Source organism: Pedobacter cryoconitis (genome assembly GCF_014207135.1).
GTDB classification, from domain to species: Bacteria; Bacteroidota; Bacteroidia; order Sphingobacteriales; family Sphingobacteriaceae; genus Pedobacter; species Pedobacter cryoconitis_D.
Map to the genome: position 1 here is coordinate 86,631 of NZ_JACHCC010000009.1, position 24,534 is coordinate 111,164.

The following is a 24,534-nucleotide window of genomic DNA, read 5'->3' on the forward strand; positions in this document are numbered from 1 at the left end:
AATTGCTTTAACAAAGATATCGGCTACATAATTCTTAATTGTAAAGCTTTTGTTAAACAATAAAAACTTGAAGATAGCAGAATGGTGGATTACAGATATATCTTTTTAAACTTCTGCCAGGTATTTATGGACAAAACTAATAGCCATTGAACCTTCTCCCACGGCAGAAGCCACACGGTTCATCGCTCCTGAACGTACATCACCGGCAGCAAAAATACCAGGACAACTTGTTTCCAGTAAAAACGGGTCCCGCTTGAGTTTCCAGGATTTGGTAAAGTTCTCGTAGTTTCTGAGTTCACGTCCCGTTTCAATAAAGCCTTTTTCATCTTTAAGGATATCCAGCTTCAACCAGTCAGTATAGGGTTTTGCGCCAATGAATATATAAAGTGCAGCAGCCTCCCTTTCGGTTGTTTCTTTTGTTTTAACATTAATCAGTACCAGTTTTTCAAGATGGTTCTGCCCCTCTGCTTCCAACACTTCGGTATGAGGCAGGATATGAATATTCGGAGTATGCCCGATCTGATCAATCAGGTAGGAAGACATCGTGGCCGCAAGACTATCCTTCCGGATGATTATACTGACATTCGCAGCAAATTTGGAAAGATACATAGCCGCTTGCCCCGCTGAGTTACCTCCACCAATAATGTAGACATCTTTCTCTTTGCAGGCAGAGGCTTCAGTCATCGCTGCCCCATAATAGATACCTGCTCCGGTAAAGTTCTCTATACCTTTCACTTCCAGCTTCCTGTAATCTACTCCGGTAGTTATAATTACGGTCCGGCTTACAATTTCTGGCCCGTCTTCCAGTATAATGGTTTTATAGCCATCCTTCTGTTTAATATCACTGACAGACTGGGGGGACAGAAACCCTGCGCCCAGACGTACTGCCTGACTAATCGCCCGTCTGGTCAGATCTGCACCGCTCAGTCCGGATGGAAAACCAAGATAATTCTCTATTCTGGAACTTGTTCCTGCCTGTCCTCCTGGGGCCTTACGTTCAATCATGAGTGTTTTCAATCCCTCTGAGGCACCATAAACTGCCGCCGCCAATCCGGCAGGGCCTGCTCCAATGATAACAACGTCATACATATCATGGATGATTTCCGGATTCTTCCCTATTTTTGTAGCAATCTCTTTAATCGAAGGTTTACTCAGAAAAGTACCATCATCCAGCACCACCAGGGGCAGATCATCATTCGTTAGTTGATTAATGGACAACAGTCCAGCTGCATCCGGATTTTTCTGAATATCCATCCAGCGATATGGGATCAGATTACTGGCCAGATAATCCTTCACCACATGTGACAATGGAGAAAACTGAAAACCGACAACCCTGATCCCTTTAAATTCAGGAATGTAATCTCCCTGCCAGTCTTCCAGCAGATCATTGATAACCGGGTATAGTTTATCTTCAGGCGGATCCCAGGGTTTGATCAGATAGTAATCCAGTTTTACTTCATTAATTGCCCTGATTGCAGCTTCAGTATCTGAATAGGCCGTCAGCAATACACGCTTGGCCTCAGGAAACAAGACAATGGCCTTTTCCAGGAATGCAACCCCTTCCATTTCGGGCATCCGCTGATCGCATAAGAACAAGGCGACCACATCAGAACTATTTTTAAGCTCAGTCAGCATTTCTAATGCTTCCTGTGCCGAAGTAGTACTTATGATTTTATATTCCTTACCATATTGTACTTTCAGGTCACGGCTGATCGCGCGCAAAACCTGTGGATCATCATCTATAGAGAAAATTATGGGTAAATTCATGTGGTGTTAATTATTAAATGGAAAACAGACTACGAATTCAGTGTGCCCGCCTTTAGAGCTGACTTTTACCGAACCATTATGCTGGTGCACGATTCTCTGGACTACTTCCAGTCCCATACCTGTTCCTTTCCCCATCGGTTTGGTCGTAAAGAAAGGATCAAATATATTGGGCAGGGCACTAGCTGGAATACCCGGTCCGTCATCTGTTACAGTAACTTTTACGAAATCCCTGTCCTTCTCTGTTTTTAAGGTCAGTGTTCCCTGCTCATTCGTTTCCATAGCATCCAGCGCATTATCAACCAGGTTAGTCCATACCTGATTAAGTTCACCTATCAAAGCCTTTACCGGTGGAAGCGTTTCATCATAATCTTCCACTACTGTTATATTCCCCTTTCTGATTTTATAACCTAACATGGTCAGCGTATTACGGATACCTGTATGAATATCGGCAAATTGTTTGTCCTGCCCCCTGTCCATATGCGTAAATGTCTTGACTGAATTGACCAGATCGGCAATACGTCTCGATGACTCCTGTATGTCTTCAACCATCCGTTCAGTAATCAGCAGATTACTGATCCAGTTAAATACAGGGGATAAATTGCCAGGGACAGTTACCGCACATGCCTCCAGATCAGTGATGCTGAAATTGAAATCCACAAAACTCTCCGCAATTGCATATCCGTTTTCTACCTCCCTTTCTTCAAACCAGCTGCTGATCTCATCCTCCAGTGCCATTCTTTGTTTTAAGGTTAAATGAGGATGATCGGTTACAGCCAGTATTTTAAAAACTTCGGTATTCAGCGCATCTATACTGTCGCAATCCATAGTAATCGAAGCAATTTTTTTAAAGACTTCCGAGCTCATCTTCAGGTGTTCTTTCAGTGAAACAGAATCCCTTACAATTGCAGATGCCGGGTTATTCAGCTCATGCGCCAGGCCGGCACTAAGTTTACCCAAAGCCATCATTTTTTCATTCTGCTGTTGTAATGCGGTAAATTCACGTACCCGGTTACTCATGACGTGGACCAATGCCTGTGTGAGTTCAAAATGATTTTTAATCATCTCCTGTATTCTTTCTACAGGAAAACTCAGTAATTGCACTGTACCATTCGCCTGTGCATAACCAGAAGCAACCTTACCCCTTGAATAGGGTAAGTAACCCATAATATCACCACTTGTAAAAGCGCCGAACTCCCGCTTTGAGCCATTTTGCATCAGATATAGATCCAGTTTTCCGGAGATAACCAGATGGGGGCCGGTAATTGCGTCGCCCGGTGAAGTCAGAAAACTGCCGTCTTCCAGTAAATGGTTTTTACTGTTATCCAGAAACCATTGTAACTGATCATCAGGGACATTTATAAAAATTTCGAGAGACTTTAGCCATGAAAGAGTTACAATATCCATACGCTAAAATTAACTAAATTTAGCTTTACATCATAAGGAATAAATCCTTTGTTTACCAAAGCTTAACATTATGGTTATTTGATATTAATAAACAAAGTTTAGTATTGCTAAACAAAAGATCACCAGATATGATGCCAATAAAACTAGCAGTATTTGATATAGCCGGCACGACAATTAAAGATAACCATGAGGTCAGTAAAGCACTTCAGGCCGCTTTAAAGAAACACAATTACACTGTTAATTTAACCCGGATTAACCCTTTGATGGGTTATGAGAAGAACCTGGCGATACAACAGCTACTTCAAATGCATGAAACTGATACATCCTTAATAACAGCCGGACTGATCAGCAGCATTCATACTGAATTTGTCAGACAAATGCTTGATTTCTATCAGAATGGCCCGGCAATTGAACCACTACCAAATGTAGAAGAGACACTCCGCACATTACATGAGCAGGGAATTAAAGTGGGTATCAATACAGGTTTTTCGAAAGATATTGCAGATGTCATTATCAATCGTCTACAGTGGAAAGAAAAAGGCATTATTGATTACGTGATCGGCTCGGATGAAGTTGAACTAGGCCGCCCTCATCCATTCATGATTCAGCAGCTGATGAAGGAATGCGGACTTACAGACCCTTTGCAGGTTATCAAAGTTGGTGACACCGAAGTGGATATTCATGAAGGACAAAATGCAGGCTGTAAATATGTAATCGGTATAACTACCGGGATTTTTACCCGTGAGGAGTTGGAAACTTACCATCCTACACATATTATCGATGATATGTCACAGATTTTAACCCTGGTAAACGGATAAATTATGGAACTGATGAACCACCTGCGGGCTAAAGTTGCCAGACTCCCCTATGCTGTGCTTTCTCTTCTTGCCGCTATTGCTGCTTTTGGCACTTATACTGCGATGTACGCTTTCCGTAAAGCTTTTGCTGCGGGTACTTTTATAGACCATCAGTACTTCCATGTGGATTATAAAGTGTGGCTGGTGATTGCCCAGGTTCTGGGATATACCCTGAGCAAATTTTACGGGATCCGTTTTATTTCGGAAATAAAAGGGAATAACCGCGCAAAGAGTATTTTAGTGCTTATTGGCATTTCATGGCTGGCACTGTTAGGTTTTGCACTGGTACCTGCTCCATGGAATATTGCCTTTTTATTTATCAATGGTTTCCCTCTGGGAATGATCTGGGGACTGGTATTCGGTTATCTGGAAGGAAGAAAGTCAACAGAATTTATGGCCGCGGTGATGTCAATCAGTCTGATCTTTGCCTCTGGTTTTGTCAAGACCGTTGGCCGCACTCTACTGACGGTATTTCATGTGAACGAATATCATATGCCTTTCCTTACAGGAGCATTATTTGTGATCCCTCTTGTCCTGTTTGTATTTATTCTGGAACTGATTCCTCCACCATCGGCAGAAGATAAAAAACTCAGGGTAGAGCGTTCTCCAATGAACGCTCAGGAAAGAAGGATGTTTCTGATACGTTTTCTTCCAGGCATTATTTTAACTGTAATTATCTACGTCATGTTAACGATTATGCGTGATGTCAGAGATAATTTTGAAGTAGAGATCTGGGCCGATTTCGGAGTCAAGAGCAATAATATTTATACACATATTGATCTGTTTATCTCTATTATTGTGTTAACGGCAATCAGTCTGCTTATTCTGGTTAAAAAGAATCTCAAAGCCTTTAGTATTATCCATTTGTTTATTATTGGAGGATGTATATTGGTAGGCATGTCCACTTATCTCTTTGATCATAAAATGATTAATCCGATCACCTGGATGACTATGGCCGGACTGGGTCTCTATCTAGCCTATGTACCTTATAATGCCATCTTTTTTGAAAGGATGATTGCATCTTTCAATTACCGCAGTAACGTTGGTTTTCTGATGTATATTGCTGATGCCGCAGGTTATCTGGCCAGCATCAGTATTTTATTAACCAAGGAATTAGCCAGACCCAACATCAGCTGGGGCATATTTTTTAAAGAAGGCATTATGCTGGTCTCCATAGTTGGTGGTATCAGCAGTGTACTATCACTTATTTATTTTTTACAGACTGCTCAGAAAAACAAAAAGAAAGAAAAAAAAACTGAGCAACAATTTAATATCGTTTCCTTATGAAGACTGCTATAGTAATAGGTGCAGGTATTGTAGGTTTAGCTACTGCCCGTGCATTATCAATCAGAGGTTATCAAGTAACCATTATCGAGCGCAACGAACGTGCCGTTGGTGCATCGATCCGGAATTTCGGCATGGTATGGCCTATCGGACAAGCTACAGGCCCTATGTTTGAAAGAGCGATGTTATCCCGCAGCATATGGAAAGAGATCTGTACAGAGGCTAAAATATGGCATGATGAAGTAGGTTCATTACACCTGGCCTATCATGATGATGAATTACAGGTCATGAGTGAATATGTGAATATTAACAGTCAGCACCGGAATTGTAGTCTGCTAACTGCTGAGCAGGCATTACAAAAATCACCTGCTATTAATACGAATGGACTGAAAGGAGCCTTATGGAGCGGTGAGGAAATGATCATCGAATCAAGAGTAGCTATAGGCCAGGTCGCTTCTTACCTGGCTGAAAAGTTTGGTGTGATTTTTCATTGGAACACCGCAATCAGCCGGATTGAACATCCAAAAGTTAGTTCAGGAAACCAAAACTGGGAAGCAGATGAAATATTTGTCTGCAGTGGTGCTGATTTTGAAACACTATACCCTGAGTTATTTGCTTCGGCAGAAATTACCAAATGTAAGTTACAGATGATGCGTCTGGTAACTCAACCTGATGAATGGCGTATAGGCCCTTCTTTATGTGGTGGATTATCCATGATCCATTATCCGGGTTTTCAGGCTGCCTCCTCTTTACCAGCTTTACGCAAAAGGTATGAAGAACAATATGCAACCCATTTAAACTGGGGTATCCATGTGATGGTATCACAAAACGGAAGCGGAGAATTAACCATCGGAGATTCTCATGAATATGGCCTGGTCCATGATCCGTTTGACAAGGAGTTTATCAACAACATGATTATAGAATACCTGCATACTTTTGCCAGTTTCAAATCATGGAAAATGCTTCAGTCATGGCATGGTATCTATCCTAAAATGACCAATGGAGCGACCGAGCTCATTACTGAAGCTGCACCTGGAGTGACCATCATCAATGGTCTTGGTGGTAACGGAATGACTTTATCTTTAGGTTTATGTGAACAATACATTGCTTCCAGAGTTTAACAATAGAAAAAGCGGCAGGAACTGAATCCTGCCGCTTTTTCTATATATTAAATATAACAAAGAAATTACTTTTTCTTTTGCTCTATATTAGGCAGAAAACCGGTAATGATACCTAGCAAAGGTAAGAAAGCACATACTTTAAACACATATTCGATACTTGTCTGATCGGCCAGTTTACCCAGTACAGCAGAACCTACCCCTCCCATACCAAAAGCAAAACCAAAGAACAGCCCCGCAATCATACCTACTTTACCCGGAATCAGCTCTGTAGCATAAACCAGAATCGCTGAAAAAGCGGAAGAGATAATCACCCCAATTACTACTGCCAGCACGCCTGTTAAAAATAATCCCGTATAAGGAAGTAATAAGGTAAAGGGTGCAACTCCTAAAATAGAAATCCAGATAATATACTTTCTGCCAAAACGATCACCTAATGGCCCGCCTATCATTGTTCCCGCAGCCACTGCGGCTAAAAAGGCAAACAGATATAGTTGTGATTGCTGCACAGAAACATGGAATTTATCAATCAGATAAAAGGTAAAGTAGCTGGTCATACTGGCCATATAGAAATACTTTGAAAAGATCAGGACCAGGAGAATGGCAATAGAAATAACAACCCTTCTTTTCGATAGTGCTGGCCTGTTCTCGTCCAGGGTACGCACTTTACCACTAACTTTGAGATCCAGATGATCACTGTACCATTTGCCAATCTGTATCAGGATCAGAATTCCCAGGACCGCTGCAATTCCAAACCAGATAATATAAAATTGTCCGTAAGGAATAACAATCAGTGCAGCCAGTAACGGACCTATTGCACTTCCCGCGTTTCCTCCAAGTTGAAATATGGATTGCGCGAGTCCTTTTTTACCTCCCGAAGCCATGTGTGCTACTCTTGAAGCTTCCGGATGGAAAACTGATGAACCTAATCCAATAAAACAAACTGAAACCAGGATTGCCATAAAACTTGTCGCCAAAGAGACCAGAACCAGCCCCATCAACGTGAACCCCATTCCGACAGCCAGAGAATAAGGTCTTGGTTTTTTATCAGAAAAGTGCCCTATAAAAGGCTGCAACAAGGAAGCCGTTAACTGATAGGTTAACGTAATCAACCCAATTTGTGAAAAGGATAAATTAAACTTCGCCTTAAATAATGGATAAACGGCAGGAATAACTGCCTGTAACATATCATTCAGTAAATGTGTAAAACTGATTGTAAAGAGTATCGGATAAATCGTCTTTTGGATGATTGCTTTTGTTGTAGAGGAGTCGAGTGTTGCTGTATTAGTTTCCATCAATATCAATTTGTTTTTAACTTCTTTATAAATTCATTTTACTGAGAAACATGTCCTATAATTTTCGCTGAGTTGCTCCAGGCTTTCTTTGCATCACCAGCTTCTATACTTTTAACCAGCTGTTTATGCTGATGACTTGTTTCCCTGAAGGCTTTCGTGTCTTTGTAGATCTCCAGAAACCAGTTTCTCAGATGGATAGCCACTGACTTATACAGGTCTATCAGAATATCGTTACCTGAGGCCTCAGCAATAGCGATGTGAAACTGAATATCTGCATCTATACATTCTTCCAGCTGATCATGTTTTGCTGCTTTGTCCCGCACTTTAAGCCAGTCATATATTTTTACCAGATCAGCTTTTGTTCTGTTTAAAGCTGCCTTTTCAGCAATCTTCATTTCCAGTAGTTGCCGTACCTCGTCCAGATCCTTTCTGTCGGCTCGTTTTAAACGTTGCGACAGCGGTTCCTTAATACCAGTTGAATTCTCCACAAAAGTTCCGATCCCCTGCTGTACTCTTAATAAACCAGAATTCAACAGAATCTTGATAGCTTCTCTGATAGTAGAACGGCCAACGCCAAAAGTTTTCATTAACTCAGGTTCTATAGGCAGTTTTTCATTGACCTTATAATTGCCAAAGGCGATTTGCTGCTGAAGTTTTTCGGCAACCTCATCGGCTAATGATTTTCGGGAGATTAAATTATTGTTATTCATCATATCATCTGATGATTCAAAGGTAGAGGATATTTAATAACTTACCAAATGAAAATTTAATCCCTGTCCGTAAAGGTCTCTTCCAAAACCGCCCATTTACCCTGAATTGGTTATCTCATTGTAAAATTGTTTTCCCTAACCAAGTAAACAATGATAATTTAAAGACATCTGATTAAATTGGTTTAAAGACCAATCTGATATGATGACCATAATCGCCGCAACTGATTTTTCTGAATTAGCTGAAAATGCAGTGGAGTATGCAGCCGAAATAGCGAGACATAAACAAGCAAAACTAGTTTTGTTCAATTCCTTTGTCATTCCCTTCCATGCGGCTAATACACTACTACCAGCTTCAAGTATTCAGTTATTAATGATTGAAAATGAGATCAGGTTGCTTGAAAGAGCTTTTTCCCTTTCCTACGATTATGGGATTGAGGTCGGACATGAATGTGCCTTTTCATTTATTGAAGACGAGCTTAAGGAAGTGATCAAAAAATACAAGGCCGAATTGATTGTTTTAGGCATGCCTGAAAAAACGCTGGAACAGGAACTTTGGGGTAACACAACTTCCTATGCAATCAAAAACTTAAAACTTCCTGTGCTGGCGGTACCTGTAAATGCCCATTTCGCGGGGACAAAAAAGGTGCTTTTCGCCTGTGATGTATTGCGTGGATTATCCAAAAAAGTGCTGGAACGTGTCAAGGAAGTTGCTATCGATCTCGAAGCAGAGGTTGAAATCTTTAATGTGGATCAAAAACTGGAAATATTGAGATCAGAGGAAGCCCATGCTTCGGTTATCCATGCACTTGACGATAGCCTCGACGGTGTCACTTATTATTATAAAAATGTCAAATCAATTATGGTTATCAGGGAAATAGAAAAAGAAATTAAGGAATTTCAGGCCGACCTGCTGATTATGGTCCCCAAAAAATATGGTTTCTGGGCAAGCATTGTACACCGGAGTAAAACACGTGTCATGGCCTCTGGCCTCAATATACCTTTACTTTCTATACCAGTCTGATATACCACAACACATCCATCGTTATTACTAATCAAAACCATTAAAACAATCAATTATAATAATCAAAGACTGGTCCCGATATTTGGAGAATGAAAAGGTTAATATTTGGTTTACTATTTCTTAGCTCCTTTATTCAGGCTTGTCAGAGTCAGGGAAAGCAAAAAATTGATAAACCGCAGCATAATCACAAGGTTGATTCTGTGCTTAAAAATCCAAAGACTGATTATCTTAATGAAATCCCATAAATCAGCTAATGGCTCAGTCTCTTTCCCTACTGGTCAGTTCATTCACCTTCGCCGCTGTCTGGTGGATAATTTCATCCAGTTCTTTCACACAATTATTAATCATCCTGTAGTATTCTTCCTTTTCAGCCTGATCGGTTGTGTTCTCCACTAACATTGACAGCCCCAGAATAGAAGCTACGGGTCTGCGTATTTCATGCGAATTGATCCAGGCGATCTCTTTTAAAGTCTGATTCTGTTCATTAATCTGTGCTTCGCGTTTTTTTCGCTCTGTGATCTCAGTAACGATATCTATATAACCCGAATGCTGACCATCCGAATCATAGATTGAAGTACTGTTAATTTCAACCCAATAAGGGTTTCTGCTTTTATTGTAGTTTACAATTTCTGCATAAAAATAGTCCTGTTCTTTTAACGTATCCTGAATAATTTCCCTGGTCGATCTGTTAGTTTCCGGCCCGTATAAAATGTCTTCAGGCAATTTACCTTTCAGCTCCTCCAATTCATATCCCGTCAGCCGTTCAAATGCAGGGTTCACCCATTGTATCCTTTGTGCAATGTCTTTAATGACAATACCATTTCTGACCTTACCAACCACTTCAGCGAGCTGCCGGTTCTCCTCATCTTTACGACTTAATTCATCTATATCTTTAACTGCACCAATAACCCGTTTAGGTACACCGTCTTCACCTGTGAGTAAATAAGCCTGATCAAAAACATATTTGTAACTTCCATCAGCACACCTAAAACGGTAAGACGCTTCCCAGCGTTTTTTAGTAAGCTTCACAAAGTTATCCAGACTGTGGATGACCTCTTTTTTTTCCAGTGGATGTATCCTGTCCTCCCACCAGTCCAGTGTATCTGGTATCTGTTTACAATCATAACCGAACAGGGGTAATAAGCCAGCATTCCATGTCAGTTTATCTGTATTCAGGTCCCAGTCCCAGATCGCATCATGAGTTGCTTTATTAACCAGTTCATGCCATTCCAGTGCATTGGTTAATAATAGTTCACGGTTGAAACTTTCTGTGACATCCTGCATCACCCCCATAATTTTCAAAGGCTGTTCATCCTGATAAACGACAATTCCCGCATGACGTACATGACGCCATTCTCCATCTATTTGCAGACGGTGTACATAATCCAGTTCGCCGCTTTTCAGTACGACTTCCAGATGATCATTAAAGCCATGAACGTCATCAGGATGTACACGTTCCATAAAAAATGATGCTGGTGTAATTGCAGCATCAGGCTGTAAACCAAAAAGTGCATACAAACTATCAGACCACATGACTTCATCCTGCTGAATAAAATACTCCCAGCTGGCCACTTTAGCCATTTTCTGCGCATAATGCCACTGCTGCTGCCCCTTCTTACTATTCTCGAGATTCCGCTGCAGATATTCCATCTCCCGCTTTTGCCCCCTGTTATAAAGATTAACAAGATAATGAAGCAGTAAGGCGCTGAATGCAATAAACATAAACCCCTTTAAACTATTGACCAATGCCCTGTCATGTACAGGCATACCGTCAATTAACATGGCGATAAACTGATCGCTTAAAGCCACCCATATAATACCTATGGTCACGTATAGTAATACGATGTAATTCTTATTTTTCAACTAAAGCGTTTATATATTAAACATAGCGATAAATATTGGTTTCCCTCCCGGGACGTTACGGCTTTACCTGCACCCTGATCCCTTCGGAATTAGTCGTGAATTCGGGGGCATACATACACTGTAAAGAAGTTATTCCATTAGAAAAACTTCCTGCATGTGTGACTCTTAAAGCATATTCAAATACATAGACACCTTTACGCAAATAACTGATAAAGAAATTTGTAGAAGCATCTTTCGTACTTTCATAATACCCCAGCCCATCCTGATATTTGTATTGTGAAATTACATTTACCGGTTCGAAGCCTGCTGACCTCATATCTTTCAGGTGTATATATTCCATATCCCGGTCTGTATAAATCTCTATTCTCACCTTTAACAAATCACCGGTTGCAAGTTGATTAGCCGCAGATATCGGAGTAAGCACATCTCCCTTTGCCGTTTGTTTCTGTATAAACAATTGTTTCTTGATTTTAACCCCGGTCTGTGAAGGCGTAATCCGATCAAGCTGTTCAAAATATTGCCAGTACACCCCACCCCAGGCAATTGACTGATTATTGTTTTTAATTTTAATTTCAGCCATTTCAGGTTTTATAGCTGCCCCTGCTATACTTACTTTCTGATAACCCGTACCAGCTTCTTTACTGCCAGCTGTGATGCCCAGTTCGCTGAATGTTTTATTGCCGATCAGGATTTCCGGTTCAGCAGATTCTCCTAATAAATTATAACCTTTCATCAATAAGGCGTAACAGGCCGCAGCTGTCGCTTTGGTTGTTTTCCAATCATTGGTTTGTTTATTTTTCAACAGCCAGATTTTCATTTCCTCCACTGAACTGGCATCTGCAGCAACTTCATCAAAGGCCTCAATTAATAAGGACTGTGTCTCAATCGGATTCTGATACCACCACCAGCCACTACGGTTATTTGCCCAGTACATACCCATTTCATCGCTCTGCTGTGCCCTTTCTTTTAACAGATTAATGATTTTCAATGCCTCTGGCCTGTTTCCATTTCTGCTCAAAACCAATGCAGCCTGACCTAACTGATAAGGCTCCATTGTTTTCCAGCTTTCGGACAGTCTTTTCAGATAATAAGCGACAGCTTTTTTAAATTCAGGATCTTTATTTTCCTGATTGGTATAACTACGTCCGTACAGATAATGTAAAGGCAGATACGCAATACCTTTTCCTGAAGTTTCTTTTTTGAAGTCAAGAATCAATTGGTTATCCAGGTAAATGATAGCCTTATTCAGTATCTGATTAAATCCAGGAAATGCCTTCTGATCAATCAAATTCAGTTTTTCAAGCTGCCCCATCCCTAAAACTATATGTTGGGTAATATATCTGTCTTCACTCATTCCTGTAAACCAGGCAAAAGAACCATTCGGTTTTTGCATCTTTTCCAGCTTCTCAAAATTGCTTTTCAGCTCGTAACTCATCCTGTTTAAATCAAACAAAACACCCAGACGTTTTTTCTGTTCCGTTTCTGAAGAAGCAGCCCTTACCCAGGGAGTTTCTTCTAATAAAACCGACTTCAGTTCAGGGTTCTTCTCTAAATTGGAAAGAAGGGCTTCTCCATTATTTGTTTGCTGCCACTGATTGAATACTTCTTTAATCTTTGGAGAACTATTGATGATTCCGGTGGCAAAACTATTCGCATAAAAACGGCTGAAAGTCTGTTCCGCACATTCATATGGATATTCCATTAAATAAGGCAGCGATTGTACCGCATACCAGATAGGATTAGCTGTAAATTCTAAAGTCAGTGCCTGGTTTCTTATTGTTTTTGAAGATCCTGATTTTAGTAATTTTTCGAGGGTAAAGGTTTTTGTCGTATTTCCTCTCACGTTTAAAGGCATCGTTTCGGTAACCAGCATAGAATTTGGTAAAACCGGAATAGTCATCTCTTCTCCATCACTATATTTTCCGGATTGGGCCAATACCTTATAGGTTATCGCACTGATCCCGGATGGAATAATTAACGGCCATTTCAAGACTTCATTCCCTTTATCTGCCAATGCAAATTTTTGCAGGGCATTTCCTTCCGGAGAAAGAATCTGGATAATTTTTCCGGTTAAGGCATCTCTTAATTCTAAGGAGGCCTCACCACTAAGGTCCTTTCCAGATAAATTATTCAGTTTTGCACTGAAAAGGATCGTATCCCCTTCACGGAAGAAACGGGGAGCATTTGCCGAAATAGCCAATTGTTTTTGTGTGATCAGCTCACGTTCAACAGTGCCTGTTTTAAGGTCTTTGGTATGGGCAAAACCCATCATTTTATATCTTGTTAGTGATTGAGGAATTGTAAACTCAATATCGATTTCACCAGCTTCATTTGTTTTTAACTGAGGATAAAAGAATGCAGTTTCATTAAAATTTGTCCGGGGAACAATGTTTGGTGCTCCCCCTGCCGCAGCGTGCATCTCGATTTTATCTCCGGCTCCGGGAATACCTGGATTAGAAACTACATCAGCATTAGCAATCGGAACACCTGGAACCTGACCGGCTAAAGTTGATGCCCCTCTGAGTGTGATCTGCGAACTACTGTAAGCTACAGTCTTTCTTTGTACACCTAAGCCAGTCACAACAACTTCTTTTAATGAACTTCCATCTTGCTCCAGTACAACATCTAACCTTTTCGCTTCTGTGAAACGAACCAAAGCAGTTTTATAGCCAATCATCTGAATTTTCAGCTGATCACCTGATTTTGCATTGATGCTATAAATTCCGTACTGGTCGGTAGCCACAGCAACTTTAGCTGAAGACACTAGAGCTCCTGGTATGGTATTCCCACTTTTGTCCCTTACCAGACCATATTTATTCTTTCCCTTCTGCAGATTCATTAATTTCTGAAGGACAATTGAACTATTACCCTTTATAGTTTTTAATTCTAGCATTTGTAAATATTGCCGATAGGCATAGCTGCTTGTTATTGGAATATCAATCCCGATCGCATTCAGTTTCTCATAATTCCGTAGTGGTGTGCTGTAATCGTTGCTGTAATTTCTTAAGAACCAAAGTTCATTTCCACTACGAATTGAGTTTCTGTCAAATTCCCACCGATAAGCATAATAACTATAAGCTGATGCAGCGATATTTTCCCATTCTAATTTCCGTAAACCATCCAGAGAGGCATCATATAAAGTAGCAACCATTTCGGCCATTTGCTTCTCCCCTTTTTTACTGGTAATCCTCAACTTCCATTTTTCCTTTTCTCCAGGTTGTAATTTATTACGAAAGGTCAGAAAGTTAATCTCCAGCTCTTTAGAGAGATCTATAATTTTCACTGACTGTAAAGAATTATAAATAACCCCGTTTTGGATCATTGTGAACTGAACGGCATATCCATCTCCATAATCCGGTTGTGCCGGGACATTGATAATGGTCTGTTTCGGGGAGACGTCAATCCATACTTTCTTTTCAATTTTCCCTCTGTAATATATTTCGTAGTAGGCTTTTGCATCTTTTATAGCTCCTGCTATTCTGAACACGGCACTTTCTGAAGGCAAAACAGTATTTTTTTCAGTGACCAGCCATTCATTCATGCTCTGAATAACTTCAGGGTCTGCAGGATAAATACGGACTATTCTATTGATCGAAACGGTATCACCGAATTTATTTTCCGCCGCGAGTTTAACCCTATAATAACCAGGCGCATGACTTTTCCAATCTAAGGTTAACACTCCTTTTCCGTCACTAACAGTTAAATCCTGATGATAACCATTTTGAAGAGTGGGCCAGTTCTCTGGTTCGCTATCCCCTTTATAACTTTCATAAGGGAATATTTTAAGGAACTCTTCCTTACCTAAACTATAGTTGTCTGGTATGGATGAAAATGCAGACTGATTGACCAGCCTTCCAGGAGATTGGAGCGTAGTCCATTCTACTTTTACTTTTGCAGCTATCGGCTCTCCATTTAAATTCACTATTTCAAAAGGAATAGTATCAGTCTTAGGTTTTAAAAACACCTGCGCAGGTATGCCTGCATTGATCACTATATCTGTCTTACCTGCATTAATACTTTTGGTACCCGTCCTTGTTTCTCCATTCAAATCCGTAATATCAGCCTCGACATTAAAAGTGTAGTTTTCATTCAGCTTTTGGTCTGCAGCTGCAAAAAAGGTAATATCAAAACTACCTCCTTCTTTAGTAACCGTAGTACCAATAGCGATTTGTTTACGTGATTCCTGACGATAAGGACGCCCATAATAAAAATTGGGAATAATGCTTCTGTACACCTTATAAACCACTTTAGCACCAGTAACTGAATACCCGGAGAAAGACAATGCTTTGCCTTGTACTTTTATGCTGTCATTGAGTTTATATTTTTGGTTTGCCTGATCAAAAACAACTTCGAAAGTGGGTCTTTTATATTCTTCTACCTGTATTTCTTTACTTCCATAATCAGTAACCAATCTCATTGTACCATTTAATTTTCCGGTAGGGATCGTGAATGAACCCTGGAATGTTCCAAAATCATTGGTTATCGCGTCCAGCTTGTCCAACTCTTTACCATTGACATCTTTAAATGTAAGTACTGTTTTCTGGCCCGGAAGAATACTGTATTTATTACCCTTGCCCTCCATCAGCAAACCTTTATAAAATACAGTCTGTCCCGGACGGTAGATAGCCCTGTCAGTAAACAAAACTACCTGTTTATGAACTGCCTCTTCCTGGTTATTTCTATAATTCCTCAAAGGCATATACAAAGTGTCGGTACCATCAACAAACCGCGCTGTCAGGTTCCTTAAGCTACTGTGGGGTATTAATACAGCATAGCCATCTCCTTTAGTCTTAAAGAAAGGATTTGGCTGATTATTTTCAATACCCGACTCCATCTCCTGGACACTTACTCCTTTAAGCGGAGCCCCGGTAAGGCTACTGGCCACAAAATATTCATTTTTATTATAGAGAAATCTCTGGGTAACTGCCATTGAACTCACCCTGAAATTACTGTACTGAACCAGCCGTTCAACCTGGTTAGTATCTGCTGTATTCTGCGCAATCAGAACATAGTTACCATTAGGAAGGGCTTCCATTTTCCCAATAAATGTATGTTCCTGATAATCAATTGCTTTTGGCAAGATTTCAGACCAGCTTTTTATAGCCCGGTTATCTTTTAAAAATTCCTGATAATTTTCCTTATTGTTAAAATTGGAATAATAATCATTTACCGTCGCTGGAACCTTGAAAAGCTGCAATTTTATAGTATCCAGATTTTTATAGGAAAAGAAAAGCTGAGATGGATGACCCGGCTGGATGAATTCCCTTAATTGTATTCTTAATGTTTTACGATTAATCTCTTTAATTAGGTTTGCAGCATTCATCGCTCCATTACTTTTAGGAAATGCCTGTATTGCTTTATTTGCAAGTTCCACTGCTTTAATCAAATCTGCTTTCTGACCAGCCTGCAAATTCTGCTCGTTTTTATAAGACAGTGCTTCTTCATATACTAAATCCGCATAAATTTCTGTGTGAATAGCCTGCACAGCCAGTAAGTCCAGAGACTTCCGGTAGTTTTCTTCTTTATTTTCATCAGTGCTTTTCTGATAAATAAATTTTAGTCTTTTAAGCTCAACATCGGCCAATGCTGCTTCATTGTGATGACTGGTATGGTATTGAATCAGGTTCTGAAAAATCTTCAATGGTTCTATAGTAGAAGAACTGCTGTCAACCTCCTCATCATCAGCATTTGACAGATCCAATTCTGTATTCACTAAAATATCCATTGCACGATGGGCAAGCAGATCGTAAAGCGTCGGTCTCAGATATCTTGTCGAAGTATCACCCAAAAGGATATTGTTTAAAATACCAACCTTTGTATTTTGTAATAACTCCTTCTCAGAAAGAGAAGAAAGAAGGCTTTTTGTAATTTCATCCGTTATCTTTTTCGGGGACCAGGTCCTGATATCAGCCCCGGTATCAGCCTGAACTTCGGTTCTCTGATAGATCCTATACCTGTTTTGCTGATAATATGTCCAGTAAGTTTCTGCCTGTAAAGATAAAAGCACACTTTTCTCCGGTTGTTTTGCAACCTGTATATCTGCTTTTAAATCGGTCAGGATTTTAGGGAGGGCATTTTCTTCCAGATAACTCTGAAACAGAGTACGGTACATAACAGATTTAATCAATAAAACTGTATTGCCTTCAGCCCTGGCTTTCCGGTTTAAACTATTGATTAATGCCAGCGCTTCTTTTGGTTTTGCATCATTGGCCAGAGAATCGACTTTAGCAAAATCAACATCTCTGTTTTTAGCACGTTGCTGGGAGAATGTCTTGATTGTGAATAACAGACAGATAAAACAAAGTAAAGCAGTTTTCATATGAGCATTTTTTAAGGAAGATGAGCTTATTCTTTAAATTCCATAACCTCCAGTAAGCTAAACAAAGTCCAGATATTACGGTATAATTAATTTGATTTATTCAGCAGATATAAAAATACAGAATTACAGAAAGCATTAACCCAGTTTTTCATACAATACACACTCCCTGAGCCTTGTATCATTCAGTAACAGCGGATGATCGAAACTCAGTACTTCTCTCATCCCCAGTTTTCTCATCACGTTCAGAGAAGGCAAATTTACTTTTGGCGCCATGGCATTTATCTTTTTCAGCCCGAGCTGATGAAAGCCATAGTCTAAACATCTTTCAGCACCTTCTGTAGCAAAGCCTTTATTCCAGGCTGTTTTTTTTAACCTCCAGCCCACATCTATACAAGGATTAAAACTGGCCTCAAATGTCTGCTCCGACAGTCCGACAAACCCAATGAACTCCTGGTCCGACAACTTATCTACAGCAAAATAACAGAACCCTTTTGCAGAAAACTGCAGCTGCATCCTGGTCATGAATGCCAATGTCTGCTCCTTTGACTGTACCGATGGAAAATAATGCATCACCTCAGGATCAGTATTTATACCAGTTAGTCCTTCCAGATCCTGATCAGTCCACTCCCGGAAACCCAGGCGTTCAGATTTAAAAATATAAGGTTTATCAGTTATCATTTTCTGGCAGATTAAATGGAAATCAACAATTCTATATTACTGGTTACCGGTATAAACCCAAAATTAAAGAATCGGCAACACCTATTGTTTATAAAAAAAAATATTTAACATTGACCCAGATATTCATGGATATACCTCAATCGGAGCAACTGGAAAATACAAACCTGCTGATTAAACTCAGGGAGGGTGATGAGTCTGCGTTTATAAAAATTTATAATCAATACAGAAGCAAGGTATATACCTATTCTTACCAGCTGAGTAAATCAACTGTCACCGCAGAAGAAACCGTTCAGGAGGTATTTATCAAGATCTGGCATAAAAGAGAACAGCTCAATACCGAACTTTCATTCTCTGCATACATCAAAAAAATAACGCTGAACCATGTGTTGAACCACCTTAAAAAGGTAGCACGTGAAAGAGCTTTGCAGGAGCAGGTATTTAACAATATAGAAACCAGTTCCAACAAAACCGAAGACAGGATTCTTGAAAAAGAACTCCGTAAAATCTATGAAGAAGCTATCGAAAGGTTGCCACAGCAAAAAAAACTGATCTATCAGATGAGCCGCAAGGATGAATTAAGTCACGATGAAATTGCCAGGCAGCTGAATATCTCAAAAAATACAGTTAAAAATCATATGGTAGAAGCAACCCGGTCTATCAGAGAATATGTAAGTAAAAATGGCAGCGTCATCTGCTTTATCATTGCCTCGGCAAATTATTTTCATTCGAACTAGTCCTTAGGCTCCCGACAGTTGTATAGTAGTATGTAGATCGGATAGAACGACAGCGTTCTGGAAAATCATAAAGACCTATACCATGGAAGACAAAGACGAATTAAAGGAACTTTATCAGCTGTATCTATCCAACCAGTGCTCTGCAACTGAACTGGAGCGTTTTTTTGAATTGCTTAGAGAAACAAAGGACGATTCAGCAATCACAGCATTGATGTCAGCTACATGGGACAATACAGAAGCTGTTCCTGAAAGCGGGCTTATCCCATCATTCCTTGTCAAAGAACCTGCGCCGGTAATTCGCAGGATCGGTTATAGGTTCAGACAATTTAGTGCAGCTGCTGCAATACTACTTGTATTGGGAGGGGCTTATCTTTTCCGTGAAAAAGTCTCCCAGGTCTTTAATCCTGTCCATCAGCTGGAGGTTTTCAGTAAAAATGCGGAACACAAACAAATACAACTGGCTGATGGCACCAGAGTCTGGCTGAGCCCAAACAGTAAATTAAGTTTTCCCGATAAATTTGATAAGAGTAAACGTATTGTAAACCTGGATGGAGAGGCCTTCTTTGAAGTCGTACATGACGTCCATCATCCTTTCATTATCCAGAGTGGGGATGTCAGTACCACAGTACTGGGTACCAGCTTTAATGTAAATGCCTATAGAAACCGTCCGGATATTGAAGTTACCCTGGTAACCGGAAAAGTAGCTGTGGCTTTGAAAACAGCAAATAAGGATCAGCAGGCAATCATCAGTCCAAATCAAAGAGTTACCGTGAATAAGGCAGCAGAGAAAATCACAAAGATGAACTACCCTGCCGCCAGCGATTTTCTCAACAGGCGCCTGGGTTTGTTTGATTATAAAGGAACTGATTTCAGTGAAGTGCTTACGGATCTGCAAACGCAATATCACCAGAAAATCCAGTTGGCACCATCTCTTGAGCCTGGTAAATTTTATGGTCAGCTGGATATGACATTACCTATTGAACAATGTCTGAACAAGTTAAGTACAGTAATGGAAGTAAACTGGAAGAAAGAAGGAGGACTATATGTTATCGTAAAATAAATGTCCGGTTTCTAAAGCTAGAAAACCGGACAAGTATCCAATCAATTAAAAGATGTCCAAGCCTTGAGAACTGTGGGGCATATTAAAATCAATATTTATATATAAAGTTATGAAAAAATCCGAACCCTTAAGGTTCCTGACATTTATTGTCATATTGTTACTCATTCTGCTCTGCGTACAAGTACAGTCTTACGCACAGAGCCCACTGCAAAAAAAATTAAGTATCTCTTTGAAAGAAGAATCTTTAAAATCTGCCCTGGACAAAATCAGCAACATCAGCGGGACTAAATTCACCTACAATGACCAGGTAGCAAGCAGCAAACTGAAAGTCAGTGTCAATGCAAAAGACAAAAGCTTAAATGAAATATTAACGCTGCTGTTTATTGATCAGCCTTTTAAATTCTCGGAACTGGGAAAAGAAGTTTACATCAAATATGACCCCTCGAAAGAAAAAAACGTCATGGCCGACCCGGCGGCAAATCCGGCAGAAGGTCGAAAACATACTTTGAGTGGTACAGTTTCCTCTTCTACAACAGGTGAAACATTCATTGCAGCAACCATCAGAGTTGCCGGGACCAGACAAGCTGTAATAAGTAATGAATATGGTTTCTATTCACTGACATTGCCAACGGGTAAATACCATATAGAAATTAGTGCCGTTGGTTCCAGAACCAGGACTCAGGCTATTGAATTAAATAAAAATCTAACGTTGAATATTGCACTGGATGATAATGCGAATGAGCTGGAAACTGTGAATATTACTTCATCAACTACCCGCAGAGAGATAGATAATCCGCAAATGGGAGTTGAACGATTAAGTGTATCCGAAACTAAAACTATTCCTGTCATACTCGGTGAAAGAGATATCATCAAAACTTTACAGCTTTTACCAGGGATTAAGTCATCTACTGAAGGTACAAGTGGCTTTTTTGTCAGAGGGGGCAGCGCCGACCAGAACATGATCTTACTGGACGAAGCACCAGTTTATAACGCGACACACTTACTGGGTTTCTTCTCGACATTTAATTCGGATGCGATTAAAAATGTGACCCTATATAAAAGCGGAATGCCAGCTCAGTACGGAGGCCGGTTATCTTCCGTGATGGATGTAAAAATGAATGATGGAAACAATCAGAAACTGGCCGTTAATGGAGGAGTAGGTATGATTGCTGCCAGAATTAGCGTGGAAGGCCCGATACAGAAAGGGAAATCGTCTTTCCTGATTGCTGCACGGAGAACATTTTTAGATCCATTCCTTAAGTTGTCTTCCGACTCGACGGTCAGAAAAACGAAACTCTATTTCTATGATCTCAATGCAAAAGCGAATTATGTACTGGGAGATAAAGACAGGCTGTTTATCTCTGGTTACCTGGGCAGAGATGTATTAGGTTCAAAACAACTATTAGGACTGGACTGGGGTAATATCACCTCTACCCTACGCTGGAACCACGTTTTCAACAGCAAACTCTTTTCCAATACTTCTTTGATTTTCAGCAATTACGATTATACAATCAAAAGTAATGAAGACCAGAATTCGCTTTCCTTGTTTTCACAAATCAGAGACTGGAATTTCAAAGAAGATATCCAATGGTATGCCAATGATAAAAACACGGTGACTTTTGGTGTGAATGCGATTTATCACACGATAAAACCAGGGGAAGTAAGAGCCGATGGAAACACAGGTTTCATCTCTCAGGATCTTCAGAACAGGTATTCACTGGAAAATGCTGCCTATATCAGTAATACCTGGAAAGCTAATGATGTGTTTAGTCTGACTTATGGTTTACGTTTATCGGCTTTTTCTATTTTAGGAAAAGGGGATTATTATCAGGTCAACAACGCCGGAGTGGTAACAGGAACAACCAGCTATAAAAGCGGGGAAATAGTTAAAACCTATTTCAATCTGGAACCCAGGATTGCTGCTGCCCTTCAGACCAATGAATCCACTTCGTTTAAAGCATCTTATGTCCGCAACACACAAAATCTCCATCTGATCTCCAACACGGGCGCATCTTCTCCGACTGACCGGTGGCTCGCCAGTACCAATATCATCAAACCAGAGATCAGTGATCAGGTATCATTAGGTTATTATAAGAATCTGGGACAGAATGCCTATGAATTTACTTCAGAAATATATTACAAAACGCTTCAGAACCAGGTTGACTACCGGGATGGTGCCGATATCTATACGAATAAACCCATAGAAACCCAGCTACTTTATGGTAAAGGAAGAGCGTATGGAATAGAGCTGCTGATTAAGAAGAAAACGGGCAAACTGACGGGGTGGGTAGGCTATACACTTTCCAAATCCGAGAGACAGGTAGATGGTATTAACAATAATCAGTGGTATAATACCCGTCAGGACAGAACTCATGATATTTCTGTTGTAGGCATGTACGCATTAAATGAAAAATGGTCTTTATCTGCCAACTGGGTATTCTCTACCGGAAACGCCGTTACTTTTCCTAATGCAAAATATAAATTACTGGGAGAGAATTACTTTTACTTTTCAGAACGGAACGCAGACAGGATGCCTGCCTACCACAGATTGGATTTAGGTGCAACACGTAAACTGAAACAGACTAAAAAATTCTCTTCTGAGCTAAGCTTCAGTCTGTATAATGCTTATGGTAGATCAAATGCTTATTCAATCGAATTCAAGGATAATGTGAATAACCCTAACCAGACTGATGCTGTTAAAACAACCTTATTCCGGTTTATTCCTTCGATTTCTTACGATTTTAAATTTTAGACAGATATCTATATGAAACCAATATATAATATAACACTTATGCTGTTAATGTCCATACTTCTTTCTGCCTGTGAAAAGATAATAGAACTCAAAATCCCCAATAACGAGGTCAAATATGTAATTGAAGGGACTATCACCAATGAGCCGGGAGTTTGCAGTGTCTTAATCAGCAAGACTAAAAACTTCAATGCTGACAATACCTTCAGTGGAGTAAGTGGTGCCAATGTTAAAATTGAAAATAATGGTGCTGTTGTGACCCTTCAGGAAACCATTCCCGGAGTTTATAAGACCAGTGCAATTAACGGGACTCCAGGTCAGACCTATCATATGACAGCAACCATAGACGGCCAGGTATTCACTGCGGCCAGTACTATGCCCGCTCCTATACCATTTTTAGATTTTTATATGAAACCAGCTGATTTTGACAGCCTGAGAACCATCGCCTACGTAAAATATAAGGATTCAGCGGCTACTAAAAATTTTTATTGGTTTGAGTTGTTTGTCAATGATCAGCGACAAGCGAATTATAGTGTAACAAACAATGACTTCACTACCGGCCAGACTGTGAATGCTAGTGTGGTTTTTGAGAATACCACCAAAGACAGATCAAAAGACATTAAAAGAGGCGATAAACTAGGCGTAGAAATGCATAGCATTGATCCTTCAGTTTATCTCTATCTGTTTAGTTTAAATGGTGCCAAAGGTACCGGCAACGGTTCTCCGGCAAACCCGATCAGTAATATAACCGGGGGTGCATTAGGATTTTTCAGCGCCCACACCACACAGCGTAAGAGCCTGATTATCAAATAATAATAAGACAAAAAAAAAGGGCAGTTTAAACTGCCCTTAACTTATTTTTTAAACTCACTCATATCGACAATCCTGTTGTCGTCATTATGCCTCAGGAAGGTATTCCCACTTTTATTTTCCTTGTAACTGTAGTTATTTGTAATCCATTTATAAACGGAGCCCATATCTTTAGGACTGCCGGCAGCAATTGGTTCACTCACAACCTCATCAGTCCGGTAATTAACCTGATAGAAAAAATCCTTCACAGTAAAAACGATGGTTCGTTTATCAGGAGATAGCATCAGAATTTTTCCCTGAATTCTTTCCTGAGGAAACTGTCTTTTAATCAGGTAAACATTGGCAGTGACATTGGTTATAAAAAAATCATTATTGACCAGGTATCCGGTAGCACCAACTCTCTCTATTCCTCCACTGAATGATTCATCATCTCTTCCATTTGACGGACGGGATAAACTGATGACTTCCAATGCACCCTTGTTTACCGCAATCAGAAATACATGCGGTATCAGCGCCAAACTGTCTGCTGCCCGAACCAGCAAACACGTCTTTTGTTTATTGATAAACTGGGCGGACAAAAATTTATAAAGCACCTTACCAGGATTCGATTTTCCTTCCTGAATAACCACCGCACTGTCCCTGAATTTCACAGCAAGAAACTCGTCCTCTCCTGGCTTCTTAAATTTAAACAAAGAGATTGAGTCCGAAGCATCAGCCGGAAAATAGTTAAATGTCTCATTTTTAGAAAGGGTCCTGGGTATGTAATTCTTCACTTTTTGTTCTCCTGAATTACATCCGGCAAAGAGTACAATTAAAGCAGCTGCACCCAAAAATATTTTCATCATGACCTTGTAAGTTTTTTTTT

General features: G+C 40.1%; 16 protein-coding genes. 8 read left to right on the forward strand and 8 right to left on the reverse strand.

The features are described from left to right. Window positions 1–105: 105 nt before the first annotated feature. Both HDF25_RS17125 and HDF25_RS17130 read right to left on the reverse strand, forming a co-directional pair. The gene (locus HDF25_RS17125) at window positions 106–1,767 is read right to left on the reverse strand and encodes a response regulator (protein ID WP_184626961.1); all 1,662 of its coding nucleotides are present in this window, start codon (window positions 1,765–1,767) and stop codon (window positions 106–108) included. Window positions 1,768–1,773: 6 nt separating this feature from the next. Then, on the reverse strand, window positions 1,774–3,171 hold the full coding sequence (locus tag HDF25_RS17130; RefSeq protein ID WP_184626963.1) for an ATP-binding protein: 1,398 nt from the start codon (window positions 3,169–3,171) through the stop codon (window positions 1,774–1,776). A gap of 128 nt (window positions 3,172–3,299) precedes the next feature. On the opposite strand from HDF25_RS17130, the gene HDF25_RS17135 reads away from it, so the two are divergent. The 3 genes from HDF25_RS17135 to HDF25_RS17145 are packed head-to-tail and all read left to right on the forward strand — an operon-like array spanning window position 3,300 to window position 6,433. Continuing rightward, entirely contained in the window at window positions 3,300–3,989 is a 690-nt protein-coding gene (locus tag HDF25_RS17135) for an HAD-IA family hydrolase (RefSeq protein ID WP_260409396.1), read from the forward strand. Window positions 3,990–3,992: 3 nt separating this feature from the next. Next, a complete protein-coding gene (locus HDF25_RS17140) occupies window positions 3,993–5,315 on the forward strand; it encodes a DUF5690 family protein (RefSeq protein WP_184626965.1) in 1,323 nt (440 codons plus the stop codon). Then, entirely contained in the window at window positions 5,312–6,433 is a 1,122-nt protein-coding gene (locus HDF25_RS17145; RefSeq protein ID WP_184626967.1) for a TIGR03364 family FAD-dependent oxidoreductase, read from the forward strand. Before HDF25_RS17140 ends, HDF25_RS17145 begins: the two co-directional genes overlap by 4 nt. A gap of 65 nt (window positions 6,434–6,498) precedes the next feature. Here the strand turns inward: HDF25_RS17145 and HDF25_RS17150 are convergent, their stop codons facing one another. Further along, the gene (locus tag HDF25_RS17150) at window positions 6,499–7,725 is read right to left on the reverse strand and encodes an MFS transporter (protein WP_184626969.1); all 1,227 of its coding nucleotides are present in this window, start codon (window positions 7,723–7,725) and stop codon (window positions 6,499–6,501) included. Window positions 7,726–7,763: 38 nt separating this feature from the next. Then, a complete protein-coding gene (locus HDF25_RS17155; RefSeq protein WP_184626971.1) occupies window positions 7,764–8,438 on the reverse strand; it encodes a FadR/GntR family transcriptional regulator in 675 nt (224 codons plus the stop codon). 196 nt (window positions 8,439–8,634) lie between these two features. On the opposite strand from HDF25_RS17155, the gene HDF25_RS17160 reads away from it, so the two are divergent. Further along, on the forward strand, window positions 8,635–9,456 hold the full coding sequence (locus tag HDF25_RS17160; RefSeq protein ID WP_260409397.1) for a universal stress protein: 822 nt from the start codon (window positions 8,635–8,637) through the stop codon (window positions 9,454–9,456). Window positions 9,457–9,714: 258 nt separating this feature from the next. On the opposite strand, the gene HDF25_RS17165 is transcribed toward HDF25_RS17160, so the two are convergent. The 3 genes from HDF25_RS17165 to HDF25_RS17175 form a co-directional block, all read right to left on the reverse strand. Further along, entirely contained in the window at window positions 9,715–11,319 is a 1,605-nt protein-coding gene (locus HDF25_RS17165) for a PAS domain-containing protein (RefSeq protein WP_184626973.1), read from the reverse strand. Window positions 11,320–11,374: 55 nt separating this feature from the next. Continuing rightward, window positions 11,375–17,638, reverse strand: a complete 6,264-nt coding sequence (locus HDF25_RS17170) for an alpha-2-macroglobulin family protein (protein ID WP_184626975.1) — start codon at window positions 17,636–17,638, stop codon at window positions 11,375–11,377. 135 nt (window positions 17,639–17,773) lie between these two features. Continuing rightward, window positions 17,774–18,316 (reverse strand): GNAT family N-acetyltransferase, encoded by a 543-nt coding sequence (locus tag HDF25_RS17175; RefSeq protein ID WP_184626976.1) that lies wholly within the window; start codon window positions 18,314–18,316, stop codon window positions 17,774–17,776. 125 nt (window positions 18,317–18,441) lie between these two features. Here HDF25_RS17175 and HDF25_RS17180 point away from each other — a divergent pair, with 125 nt between their 5' ends. The 4 genes from HDF25_RS17180 (at window position 18,442) to HDF25_RS17195 (ending at window position 23,672) form a co-directional block, all read left to right on the forward strand. Then, window positions 18,442–19,050 carry an RNA polymerase sigma factor gene (locus HDF25_RS17180; protein ID WP_184626978.1) on the forward strand — a complete coding sequence of 203 codons (609 nt, stop codon included), beginning with the start codon at window positions 18,442–18,444 and terminating at the stop codon, window positions 19,048–19,050. Window positions 19,051–19,132: 82 nt separating this feature from the next. After that, window positions 19,133–20,110, forward strand: a complete 978-nt coding sequence (locus HDF25_RS17185; RefSeq protein ID WP_184626980.1) for a FecR family protein — start codon at window positions 19,133–19,135, stop codon at window positions 20,108–20,110. Window positions 20,111–20,219: 109 nt separating this feature from the next. After that, complete coding sequence (locus HDF25_RS17190) at window positions 20,220–22,862, forward strand: carboxypeptidase-like regulatory domain-containing protein (RefSeq protein WP_184626982.1); 2,643 nt, start codon at window positions 20,220–20,222, stop codon at window positions 22,860–22,862. A 12-nt stretch (window positions 22,863–22,874) separates the two neighbouring features. Beyond that, a complete protein-coding gene (locus HDF25_RS17195) occupies window positions 22,875–23,672 on the forward strand; it encodes a DUF4249 domain-containing protein (RefSeq protein ID WP_221450941.1) in 798 nt (265 codons plus the stop codon). Between the two features lie 41 nt (window positions 23,673–23,713). Here the strand turns inward: HDF25_RS17195 and HDF25_RS17200 are convergent, their stop codons facing one another. Beyond that, window positions 23,714–24,514 (reverse strand): hypothetical protein, encoded by an 801-nt coding sequence (locus HDF25_RS17200; RefSeq protein ID WP_184626986.1) that lies wholly within the window; start codon window positions 24,512–24,514, stop codon window positions 23,714–23,716. Window positions 24,515–24,534: the final 20 nt, after the last annotated feature.